The sequence below is a fragment of the Streptomyces sp. 3MP-14 genome, assembly GCF_006334905.2.
GTDB lineage: Bacteria > Actinomycetota > Actinomycetes > Streptomycetales > Streptomycetaceae > Streptomyces > Streptomyces triticirhizae.
Genome location: NZ_VDLZ02000005.1, coordinates 61,216 through 74,256 on the forward strand (window position 1 = coordinate 61,216; position 13,041 = coordinate 74,256).

A 13,041-nucleotide genomic window follows, 5' to 3' on the forward strand; every position below is an offset into this window, starting at 1 on the left:
CGACGATGCGCGAAGCAGGTCACGCCACAGCCGAAGGACGCCGCACGGCCGACGTGCCCGAGGACGCCGTCGCGGTCATCGGCATCTCCTGCCGGCTGCCGCAGGCCGACGGCCCCGAGCAGCTCTGGCAGCTGCTCAGCGACGGCCGGCACGCCGTCACCCGGGTCCCGGCCGACCGCTGGCGCGTCGAGGACCTGGCCGACGCCGAAGGCCCCGACGGCGCGGCGGGACTCGAACACGGCGCCTTCCTCGACGACGTCGCCGGCTTCGACGCCGACTTCTTCGGCATCTCGCCCCGCGAGGCCGCGCTCATCGACCCCCAGCAGCGCCTCGTGCTGGAACTCGGCTGGCACGCGCTGGAGGACGCCCGCCTCCGCCCCTCCACCCTGCGCGGCGTCGACGTCGGCGTCTTCATCGGCGTCAACGCCGACGACTACGCCAAGCTGCTCCACCGGGACGCCGCCCCCGACACCGGCAGCCACCACGCGATGCCCGGCACCCAACGCGCCCTGCTCGCCAACCGGCTGTCCTACTTCCTCCAGCTGCGCGGCCCCAGCCTCACCCTCGACTCCGCCCAGTCCTCCTCGCTGGTCGCCGTCCACCTGGCCTGCGAGAGCCTGCGACGCGGCGAGTCCGGCATCGCCCTCGCCGGCGGCGTCAACCTCCACCTGCTCCCCGAGTCCACCCTTCTCGCCGCCCGCTGGGGAGGACTCTCCCCCGACGGCCGCTGCCACACCTTCGACGCCCGAGCCAACGGCTATGTCCCCGGCGAGGGCGGCGCCGTCGTCGTCCTCAAGAACCTCCGGCAGGCCCTCGCCGACGGCGACCGCGTGCACTGCGTCATCCGGGGCAGCGCCACCAACAACGACGGCGGCGGACGCACCCTCACCACCCCCGACCCGCGCGCCCAGAGCGCCGTCCTGCGCGAGGCGTACCGGCGCGCGGGCGTGCCGCTCGAAGCCGTCCAGTACGTCGAGCTGCACGGCACCGGCACCCGCGCCGGCGACCCCGTCGAGGCGGCCGCCCTCGGCGAGGTGCTGGGCGCCGCCCGCCCCGCCGGCGACGCGCTGCCCGTCGGCTCGGTGAAGACCAACATCGGCCACCTCAGCGCCGCCGCCGGCATCGCCGGCCTCGTCAAGACCGTCCTCAGCCTCAGGCACCGCCGGCTGCCCGCCAGCCTCAACTTCGAGACGCCCCACCCCGACATCCCCCTCGACCGGCTCAACCTCCGCGTCCAGCGCGAACTCACGGACTGGCCCCACCCGGAGCACCCACTCGTCGCCGGGGTCAGCTCCTTCGGCATGGGAGGCACCAACGCCCATGTCGTGCTGGAGGAGGCCCCCCACACCGCCGACGACGCCCGGGAAGCGGCCGACGCCGGCGACGCCCACCCGGCCGTCACCCACTGGCCGCTCTCCGCCGCCTCGGCGCCCGCCCTCCGCGCCCAGGCCCGGCGGCTCCTCGACCTCGTCGCCCGCGACGACGCCCCGCCCCCGGCCGACATCGCACGCTCGCTGCTGGCCACCCGCGAGACCTTCCCCCACCGGGCGGTCGCCGTCGGCGCCGACCTGCCGGCGCTGACCCGCGGGCTGACCGCCCTCGCCGAGGGCTCCACCGCCCCCGGCGCGGTGCGCGGCGAGGCCACCGGCGGCGGACTCGGCCTGCTCTTCACGGGACAGGGCGCGCAGCGCATCGGCATGGGCGCCCAACTCGCCGCCACCGAACCCGAGTTCCGCCGCGCCCTGGACGAGGTCTGCGAGGCGTTCGACCCGTTCCTCGACGGCAGGCTGCGCGAGGTGATGGCGGACGGCCCGCGCGAGCTGCTCGACACCACCGCATGGGCCCAGCCCGCGCTCTTCGCGATCGAGACCGCCCTCCACCGGCTGCTGCACGCGCGCGGCGTCCGCCCCGACATCCTCGCCGGGCACTCCATCGGAGAACTCACGGCCGCCCACGTCGCCGGGCTGTGGTCGCTGGAGGACGCCGCCTGGATCGTCGCCGCACGCGGCCGGCTGATGCAGGCCCTCCCCGCCGGCGGCGCGATGGTCGCCGTGCAGGCCACCGAGGACGAGATCGACGCGGCGCTCGCTGAGGCCGACCCCGAGCGGATCGCCGTCGCCGCGATCAACGGGCCCGACTCCGTGGTGATCTCCGGCGACGAGGAGCCCGTCACCGCCGTCGCCGAGAGCTTCGCCCGACAGGGCCGCAAGACGAAGCGGCTGACCGTCAGCCACGCCTTCCACTCGCCGCACATGCGGCAAGCCATGCTCGACGACTTCCACACCGTGCTGGAGGCCGTCACCTTCCGGGAGCCCACGATCCCCGTCGTCTCCAACCTCACGGGCCGGGTCGCCACCGCCGAGGAACTGCGCGACCCCGCCTACTGGGTGCGGCACGTCCGGCAGCCGGTCCGCTTCTTCGACACCCTGCGCACCCTCGCCCGCCGCGAGGTGACCACCCTGCTGGAGATCGGCCCCGACGCCGTCCTGTCCGCCCTCGCCCCCGGGGCCGTGCCCGTGCTGCGCCGCGACCGCGACGAGCACCTCACCCTCGGCACCGCCCTCGCCCATCTGCACACCCGGGGCGTGCCCGTCGACCTCGGCGGCCCGAGCGGCCGGCTCGTGGACGTGCCCACCTACCCGTTCCAGCGACAGCCGCACTGGCTAAACCTCGCGGAACCGACCGGCGACCGCCGCCCCGCGCGCCGGGCCGACCCGCCCACGCCCACCCCGGCGACCCCGCCCGCCGCCACCGGGCATCCCCTCGCCCAACTGCCGCTCGACGAACGGGCCGTGGCCGTCCGGCGCCTCGTGCGCGACCGCATCGCCGGCACCCTCGGCAGCGCCGAGGCCCTGGCGATCGACCTGGCCCGTACCTTCAAGGAACTCGGCTTCGACTCGATGATGTCCGTCGAGCTGTCCGAGGCCCTGCACGGCGCCACCGGACTGCGCTTCTCCGGCGGCGTTGTCTTCGACCACCCGACGCCCGAGCGGCTGATCGCGCACGTTCTCGACGAACTGGCCGGCGGCCCGGCCGCGTTGGCCGGCGCCGCCACTGCGGGGATCGCCCCGGACGAGCCGATCGCGATCGTCGGTATGGCCTGCCGCTATCCCGGCGGCGTCGACTCGCCCGAGGATCTGTGGCGGCTGGTCGCCGACGGTGCGGACGCCATCTCGGAGTTCCCGAAGGACCGGGGTTGGGACCTGGACGGGCTGTATGACCCGGACCCGGAGAAGCCGGGCAGGAGCTATGCCCGGGAGGGCGGGTTCCTGCATGACGCGGCCGAGTTCGACGCGGGGTTCTTCGGGATCTCGCCGCGCGAGGCGCTGGCGATGGACCCGCAGCAGCGGCTGTTGCTGGAGACCTCCTGGCAGGCCGTCGAGGCCGCCGGCATCGAGGCGGCCACCCTGCGCGGCACCCGCACCGGCGTCTATGTCGGCGCCACCACCCACGAGTACGGCCCACGCGCCCAGTCCGCCCCCGACGGCTTCGCCGGCTATCTCCTCACCGGAACCACGCCGAGCGTGATGTCGGGCCGGATCGCCTACACCTTCGGGCTTGAGGGCCCTGCGGTGACGGTGGACACGGCGTGCTCCTCGTCGCTGGTGGCGCTGCACCTGGCGGTGCAGGCGCTGCGGGCCGGCGAGTGCTCCCTCGCTCTGGCCGGCGGCGCCACCGTCATGGCGACGCCCGCCATGTTCCTGGAGTTCAGTCGGCAGCGTGGGCTTTCGCCCGATGGTCGGTGCCGGGCGTTCTCGGCGGACGCGGACGGCACGGGGTGGGCCGAGGGTGTCGGGGTGTTGGTGGTGGAGCGGTTGTCGGATGCCCGTCGGTTGGGGCATCGGGTGTTGGCGGTGGTGCGGGGCAGTGCGGTCAACCAGGACGGTGCGAGCAACGGCCTGACGGCGCCGAACGGTCCGTCGCAGCAGCGGGTGATTCGGGCGGCGTTGGAGAGTGCGGGGTTGTCGGCCGCCGATGTGGATGCGGTGGAGGCGCACGGGACCGGGACCCGGTTGGGTGACCCGATCGAGGCGCAGGCGCTGTTGGCCACGTACGGGCAGGGGCGGGGGGTGGAGCGGCCGTTGTGGTTGGGGTCGTTGAAGTCGAACATCGGTCATGCGCAGGCGGCTGCGGGTGTGGCGGGTGTGATCAAGATGGTGATGGCGTTGCGGGCGGGGGTTTTGCCTCGGACGTTGCATGTGGATGAGCCGACTTCGCAGGTGGATTGGGCGTCTGGTGGGGTGGAGTTGTTGCGGGAGGCGCGGGAGTGGGCGCCTGTGGAGGGTGGGGTTCGTCGGGCGGGTGTGTCGTCGTTTGGGATCAGTGGGACGAATGCGCATGTGATTGTGGAGGAGGCGCCGGCGGAGGAGCAGTTGCCGGTGCCGTCGGCGCTGCCGGTGGTGCCGTGGGTGGTGTCGGGGCGTTCGCTGGAGGCGTTGGAGGGGCAACTGGCGGGCCTGGAGCGGTGTGCTGCCGAGAACGCGGTGGATGTGGGGTGGTCGTTGGCCGCGACGCGTTCGGCGTTCGAGCACCGGGCGGTGCTGGTGGCGGGGCGCGAGGTCGCCCGGGGCACCGCCGCAACGGGCGGTACCGGCCTGGTCTTTTCCGGTCAGGGTTCGCAACGGGTCGGGATGGGGCGGGAGTTGTCCGCCGCCTATCCGGTGTTCGCCGCTGCCCTGGATGAGGTGTGTGGGGCGTTCGATGGTGCGTTGCGTGAGGTGATGTTCGAAGGACCTGCGGAGCGGTTGGACGACACCGCCTGGGCGCAGCCGGCGATCTTCGCGTGTGAGGTGGCGCTGTTCCGGCTGTTGGAGTCCTGGGGCGTGACCCCGGATGCGCTGGTCGGCCACTCGATCGGTGAGTTGGCCGCCGCGCATGTGGCGGGGGTGTGGTCGTTGGCGGACGCTGCCAGGATCGTGGCGGCGCGGGGTCGGTTGATGGGGCAGTTGCCGTCGGGCGGCGCGATGGTCGCGTTGGGGGTGTCCGAGGCCGAGGTGGCCGAGGCCCTGGTGGAGGGTGTGTCGCTGGCTGCGGTCAACGGCCCGGAGGCCGTGGTCATTTCGGGCGAAGAGGCGGCCGTGCTGGAGATCGCCGCCCGCTTCGAAGCCGAAGGAAAGAAGGTCAAGCGGCTGAAGGTCAGCCACGCCTTCCACTCATCCCTCATGGACCCGATGCTCGACGACTTCCGCCGGGTCCTCGCGAACGTCACCTTCAACGAGCCGATCATTCCCATGGTCTCGGATGTCACCAATCCCGAGTACTGGGTGCGGCATGTCCGCGAAGCGGTGCGGTTCCACGACGGCGTTCAGGCCGCCACCGAGCTGGGCGTATCGCGCTTCGTCGAGGTCGGCCCCGACGCCGCGTTGTCCTCCCTGGTCCCCGGTTGTGTCCCGATGCTGCGCCGCGACCGCGACGAACCCGCGACCGCCGTCACCGCTCTCGCCCGCCTGTGGGCCGCCGGCGGGACCGTCAACTGGCAAGCCCTCTACGAGGGTTCGGGAGCCCGCGCCGTCGACCTGCCGACCTACGCCTTCCAGCGCGACCACTACTGGCTTGACCAGCCCGGCACCGCCGGCGATGTGCATCCACTCCTCGGTGCGGTGGTTGATCTGGCCGAGGGTGACGGGCTGGTGTTGACCGGCCGGCTGTCGCGGCGTTCCCACCCGTGGCTGGTCGATCACACCGTTCTGGATTCGGTGTTGCTGCCGGGGACGGCGTTCCTGGAGCTGGCCGTCTGGGCCGGCGATCAGGTCGGGGCCTCCACCGTCGAGGAGTTGACGCTTCAGGCGCCGTTGATCCTCCCGGAGGAGGGTGCCGTTCAGCTACAGGTCGTGGTGGGCGGGCCCGACGGGTCCGGGCGGCGGGAGATCGGGGTGCACTCGCGGGTCGACGAGGAGCCCTGGGTCCGGCACGCCTCCGGCACGCTCGGAATCTCGGGCGCGGAGGTCGCCGAGACCCTGGCGCAGTGGCCGCCGGCCGGGGCCGAGGCCGTCGCGCTGGATCTGGCGGACGCCTATGCGCGTCTCGCGGGCGACGGGTTCGACTACGGGCCGGCGTTCCGGGGCCTGCGGGCCGTGTGGCGGGCCGGCGACGAGGTGTTCGCCGAGGTCGAGCTCCCGGCCGAAGGGGCAGGTCAGGCAGGGGAGTTCGCCGTTCACCCGGCGCTGCTGGACGCCGCGCTGCACGCCGTCGGGATCACCGGGCTGCTGGGCGCGGACATGACGGGGCGGCTGCCGTTCTCCTGGAGCGGCGTGCGGGTGCACGCCTGGGGCGCGGCCGCGCTCCGGGTCCGGCTCGTTCGGGTCGGCGCCGACGCCACCGCCCTCACGGTCTTCGACGCGAAGGGTCAGCCCGTCGCGAGCGTGCCCGCCCTGACCTGGCGCCAGGTCGAGGCCGGGCAACTCAGTTCCGCCCGGCGGCAGTTCGAGGAGAGCCTGTACAGGGTGGACTGGGTCGAGCACCCGTTGTCCCCCGTGGACGGGCCGGCCGCGGCGCGCCTCGGGCCGTGGCCGGGCGGTGGCGAAGGCGACCGGTACGACGACCTCGACGCTCTGCGCCGGGCCGTCGACGCGGGGGAGGCCGTCGTTCCCGAACTGGTCCTCGCCGACTTCGCGAGCCCGGTCGACGGTCTCGCTGAGCTGCCGGCCTCGGCCCACGGGCGGGCGGGGCGGGCGTTGGAACTCGCGCGGGAGTGGCTCGCGGACGAGCGGTTCGCCGCCGCGCGGCTGGTCTTCGTCACCCGGCGCGCGGTCGCCGCCGGCGACGGGGCGGGCGACGAGGCCGGGCTGGTCTCGGCCCCCGTCTGGGGCCTGCTGCGCACCGCCCAGACGGAGAACCCGGGCCGTTTCGGGCTCGTGGACACGGACGGCAGCCCGTCCAGCGACGCGGCGGTCCTCGCGGCGGTCGCGACCGGTGAACCCCAACTCGCGCTCAGGGACGGCGCGGTGCGCGTCCCGAGGCTGGCCCGCGTTCCCGTTCCGGCCCCCGAGGCGGCGGCCGACAGCGCCGAGGCCGTGCGGCGGTTCGACCCGTCCGGCACGGTCCTGCTCACCGGGGCCTTCGGGCGGATCGGCAGCCTGCTCGCCCGGCATCTCGTCACGCGCCACGGGGTGCGTTCCCTGCTGCTCACCAGCCGGCGCGGCGCCGCCGCCGAGGGCGCGGCCGAACTCGCGGACGAGCTGACCGCGTTGGGCGCCGAGGTGCGGATCGAGGCGTGCGACGTGGCGGACCGGGCGCAGGCCGCCGCGCTGCTCGCGGCCGTGCCGGAGGAACGGCCGCTGACCGCCGTCGTGCACACCGCCGGCCTCCTCGACGACGGCGTGCTGGGGGCCCTGACCCCGGAGCGGCTCGACCGCGTGCTCAGCCCCAAGCTGGACGCGGCCTGGCACCTGCACGAGCTGACGCGCGACCTCGACCTGTCGGCCTTCGTGCTGTTCTCCTCCATCTCCGGCCTGGTGGGCGCCGCCGGGCAGGGCAACTACGCGGCGGCCAACACGTTCCTCGACGCCCTCGCCGCCCGGCGGCGCGCCGAGGGACTGCCGGCGCAGGCCCTCGCCTGGGGGCTGTGGGACCAGAGCGGCGGCATGGCGGAGCGCCTGGACGGCGCCGACCTGGCGCGCATGGCGCGGGCCGGCGTGGCCAGCCTCACCGAGGACGAGGGCCTGGCGCTCTTCGACTCCGCGCTGGCGCACGGCGACGCGCTGCTCGTGCCGCTGCGGCTCGACGCCGCGGCGGTCCGCGCGCACGCCGCCTCGGACGGCGTGCCGGCGCTGCTGCGCGGCCTGGTGCGGGCGCCGGCCCGGCGCGTCGCCGCTTCGGCGGCGGAGCGGGGCGGGGCGCTGCACGACCGGATCGCCGGCCTCGGGGCCGAGGAACGCGAGCGGGTGGTGCGGCAACTCATCGGCGAGCAGGCCGCGTTGGTGCTGGGGCACGCCTCCGCGCAGGCGATCGACCCGAGCCGGCCGTTCAAGGCCATCGGCTTCGACTCGCTGGCGGCCGTGGAGCTGCGCAACGGGCTGAACGCGGCGACCGGGCTGCGGCTGCCGGCGACGCTCCTCTTCGACTACCCGACGCCCGCCGCGCTCGCCGCGTTCCTGGAGGCCGAGGCGCTGGGCGCGCCCGACGCCGCGACGACGCGGGCGGCGGCGGGACCCGTGGACGGCGAGGAGCCGATCGCGATCGTCGGCATGGCCTGCCGCTACCCCGGCGGCGTCAGCACGCCCGAGGAGCTGTGGCGGCTGGTGCGGTCCGGCACCGACGGCATCTCCTTCTTCCCCGCCGACCGGGGCTGGGACATCGAGCGGCTCTACGACCCGGACCCCGACCGGCAGGGCACCAGCTACGCCAGGGAGGGCGGGTTCCTGCACGAGGCGGCCGAGTTCGACGCCGCGTTCTTCGGGATCTCGCCGCGTGAGGCGCTGGCGATGGACCCGCAGCAGCGGCTGTTGCTGGAGACGTCCTGGGAGGCCGTCGAGGCCGCCGGCATCGACCCGGGGACGCTGCGCGGCGCGAACGTCGGGGTCTTCGCCGGGAACATGTACCACGACTACGCGCCGCCGCTGGAGCGGATGCCCGAGCAGCTTGAGGGCGTGCTGTTGACGGGCAACACCGGCAGCGTCTTCTCCGGGCGGATCGCCTACACGCTCGGCCTTGAGGGCCCGGCGGTGACGGTGGACACGGCGTGCTCGTCGTCGCTGGTGGCGCTGCACCTGGCGGCGCAGGCGCTGCGCGGCGGCGAGTGCGACCTGGCGCTCGCCGGCGGCGCCACCGTGATGTCGACGCCCGGCACCTTCGTGGAGTTCAGCCGGCAGCGCGGTCTTTCGCCCGACGGGCGGTGCAAGGCGTTCTCCGCCGACGCGGACGGCACCGGCTGGGGCGAGGGCGTGGGCGTCCTGCTGGTGGAGCGGCTGTCCGACGCGCGGCGCAACGGGCACCCCGTGCTCGCCGTGGTGCGGGGCAGCGCGGTCAACCAGGACGGCGCGAGCAACGGGCTGACCGCCCCGAACGGCCCGTCCCAGCAGCGCGTCATCCGCCGCGCCCTGTCCGCCGCCGGGCTCGGCCCCGCCGACGTGGACCTGGTGGAGGCACACGGCACGGGAACGCGGCTGGGCGACCCGATCGAGGCGCAGGCGCTGTTGGCGACCTACGGGCGGGAGCGGGACGGTGAACGGCCGCTGTGGCTGGGGTCGTTGAAGTCGAACATCGGCCACACCCAGGCCGCCGCCGGCGTCGGCGGGGTCATCAAGACGGTGATGGCGCTGCGCGACGGCGTGCTGCCCAGGACGCTGCACGCCGACGAGCCGACCCCGCAGGTCGACTGGTCTTCGGGGACGGTCCGGCTGCTCACCGAGGAACGACCCTGGCCCGAGCCGGAGAACGGCGGCCCGCGCCGGGCGGCGGTCTCCTCGTTCGGAATCAGCGGCACCAACGCGCACGTCATCATCGAGGCGCCCGCCGAGGTCCCCGCCGCTCCGGAAGCCGACACCGATACCGGCGCCGGCGCCGAGGCGGCCGGGAGCCCCGACGGCCTGGTGCCCTGGCTGATCTCCGCGCGGACCGAGGCCGGCCTGCGCGCCCAGGCGCAACGGCTGGGCGCCTCGGTGGGCGAGGCGCCGGTCCGGGCGGTCGCCCGGGCGTTGCTGGAGTCCCGCACCGCCTTCGAGTACCGCGCCGTGGTCCTCGGCGCCGACCGCGCCGGACTGCTCGGCGGCACGGCCGCCATCGCGCACGGCGAGCCCCACCCGGACGTGGTCCTCGGCGCCACGGACGCGGCGGAGTCCCGCCGACCCGTCTTCGTCTTCCCCGGCCAGGGTGGTCAGTGGGTGGGGATGGCGGTGGAGCTGTTGGATTCCTCGCCGGTGTTCGCCGAGCGGTTCGCCGACTGTGCGGCGGCGCTGGACCCGCTGACGGGGTGGTCGCTTCTCGACGTGGTGCGGGGGGTGGACGGTTGCCCGGAGCTGGATCGGGTGGATGTGGTGCAGCCGGTGTTGTTCGCGGTGATGGTGTCGTTGGCGGCGGTGTGGGAGTCGCTGGGCGTGGTGCCGGCCGCCGTGGTGGGTCATTCGCAGGGTGAGATCGCTGCCGCCTGTGTCGCTGGTGCGTTGTCGTTGGCGGATGCGGCGCGGGTGGTGGCGTTGCGGAGTCAGGCGATCCTCGCGCTGGCCGGGCGGGGCGGAATGGCGTCCGTGGCGCTGCCGGCCGACGTGGTGGCCGGGCGGTTCGCCGAGTGGGGCCAGGGCCTGTCGGTGGCGGCGGTCAACGGGCCGACCTCGACGGTCGTCTCGGGCGACGAGGACGACCTGGAGGCCATGCTGTTCAACCTCTCGGGCGAGGGCGTGCGGGTGCGCCGGGTCCCGGTGGACTATGCCTCGCACTCGGCCCATGTGGAGGCGATCGAGGAAGAGTTGGCGCGGCTGCTCGCGCCGATCGAGCCGAGGACGTCGAAGGTCCCGTTCTACTCCACGGTCACCGGCGGCCCGATCGACACGACGGAGCTGAACGCCGGGTACTGGTATACCAATCTGCGCGGCACCGTCCGATTCGAGGAGACCGTGCGCGCGCTGTTGGCCGACGGCTTCCGAGTGTTCGTCGAGTCCAGCCCGCACCCCGTGCTCGCGGTCGGGCTCCAGGAGACCGCCGAGGACGCCGGCGTCGAGGTGGCCGGCATCGGAACGCTCCGCAGGAACGACGGCGGGCTGCGGCGGGTGCTCAACTCGGCGGCGGAGCTGTATGTCAGGGGCGTCGCCGTCGACTGGGCCGCCGTCCTCGGCGAAGGACCCGAACCCCGCGTCGCCCTCCCCACCTACGCCTTCCAACGCGAACGCTACTGGCTGACCACCCGGCCCGAGCCGCAGGGGCAACCGGTCGCCGCCGGCGATCCGGTCGACGACGACTTCTGGCGCGCCGTGGAGCACGGCGACCCCGAGGCCCTGGCCGCGTCCGTCGCGGACGAGGCGCTGGCGGAGCCGCTGGGCGCGGTGCTGCCCGCCCTCGCCGCCTGGCGCCGCCGCCGACAGGACCAGGGCCGGCTCGACGGCTGGCGCTACCGCACCGGCTGGCAGCCCGTCACCTCCGCCAACCCGGCTCGCCCCACGGGCCGTTGGCTGGTGTGCGTCGCCGCCGACCAGGACGATCCCTGGGCAACGGCCGTCCTGGACGGCCTCGCGGGATGCGGGGCCGACGTTCACCACCTCGTGCTGACCGCACCGCCCGGCGACCGGGCGGCCCTGGCCGAGGCCGTGCGCGACGCGACCGCCACCCCCGTCGCCGGCATCGTCTCCCTGCTCTCCCTCGACACCGCCCCCGACCCCCGACACCCCGGCGCGACCACGGGGCTCACCGCGACCCTGAGCCTCGTCCAGGCCCTCGCCGACCTCGACGTCGAGGCGCCCCTGTGGGGCGCCACCCGGCTCGCCGTCGCGGCCGGCGACGGCGGGGCCGCCGACCCGGACGGCGCGCTGGTCTGGGGCCTCGGCTATGTCGCGGCGCTGGAGCAACCCCAGCGCTGGGGCGGCCTGGTGGACCTGCCGGCGGAGCCGACCCCGGCGGCCGTCGACCGGCTGCTGCTCGCCCTGTCCGGCGCGACGGGCGAGGACCAGCTCGCCGTCCGCCCGTCCGGGCTCCTCGCCCGCCGCCTCGCCCGCGCCGAACGGTACGACACCGCCACACCGACCTGGCGGCCCAGCGGGACCGTGCTCGTCACCGGCGGCACCGGCTCGCTCGGCGCCCGGATGGCCCGATGGGCGGCGGGCGCCGGCGCCGACCACCTGGTGCTGGCCAGCCGCAGCGGCCCCGAAGCGCCCGGCGCCCCCGAACTCGCCGCCGAACTGGAGGCGTTGGGCGCCGGCGTGACGATCACCGCCTGCGACGTGACCGACCGGGACCAGGTGGCCGCGCTGATCCGCGAGGCCGAGACCCACGGGCCGGTGCGTGGCGTGGTCCACACGGCGGGCGCCGTCGACTACGTCCCGCTCACCGCCACCACCCCCGACGACTTCGCCGCCGCCCTCGCCACCAAGGTGATCGGCGCCCGGCACCTCGACGAACTGGTCGACGACGCCCAGCTGGAGGCGTTCGTGCTGTTCTCCTCCGTCGCCGGCGTCTGGGGCAGCGGCGAGCAGGGATCGTACGCGGCCGGCAACGCCTACCTCGACGCGCTGGCCCACCGGCGGCGCGACCAGGGCCGGCCCGCCACCTCCGTCGCCTGGGGCTCCTGGGGCAGCGGAGGGATGCTCGCCGACGACAGGCGTCGCCAACTCGACCGCAGCGGCGTCCTCACCATGGACCCCGACCTCGCGGTCGCGGCCGTGGCGCAGGCCGTCGCCGAGCGCCGCGCCACCCTGACCGTCGCGGCCATGGACTGGAAACTCTTCCTGCCCGCCTTCACCCTGCGCCGCGCCAGCGCCTTCCTGGGCGACCTGCCCGAGGCCCGCGCGCTGCGCGACGACACCACCGCGCCGGACACGCCGGAGCAGCGTCCCCAGCTGGCCGCGACGCTCGCCGGACTCCCGCCGGCGCAGCAGCGGAAACGGGTCCTGGACCTGGTCACCTCGGAGGTGGCGGCGGTCCTCGGGCACGCCTCGGGCGCCGGCATCCGGGCCGAACGCGCGCTGCGGGAGATCGGGTTCGACTCGCTGACCGCCGTCGAGCTGCGCAACCGGCTCAGGACGGCCACCGGGCTCGCCCTGCCCGCCACGCTGGTCTTCGACTTCCCGACCCCCGCCAAGCTCGCGGACCACCTGCGCGGCCAACTCCTGCCCGGGGCGGCGACGGCCGGCAACGGCCACCCGCACCCGGCGGACCCGGGCGAGGACGAGACCTCCGTCAGGGAACTGATCAGCGTCATCCCGCTGGGCCGGCTCCGCGAGGTGGGTCTGCTCGACCAACTCCGTGCGCTGGCCGCCGCCCAGACGCGAGAGGAGTCGGCCGCCCCGGGCGACACCCACGCGGCCGACCCGCACGACGGCGAGGACCTTGAGGCAGAGGTCGACGCCATGGACATCGAAGAACTCGTCAGGATCGCGTCCCGCCAGGACTAGAACC

General features: G+C 74.9%; 1 protein-coding gene. It reads left to right on the forward strand.

The genetic code is table 11. The features are described from left to right. Positions 1 to 5: 5 nt before the first annotated feature. Entirely contained in the window at positions 6 to 13,037 is a 13,032-nt protein-coding gene (locus tag FH609_RS09165) for a type I polyketide synthase (RefSeq protein ID WP_139666963.1), read from the forward strand. Positions 13,038 to 13,041 lie beyond the last annotated feature (4 nt).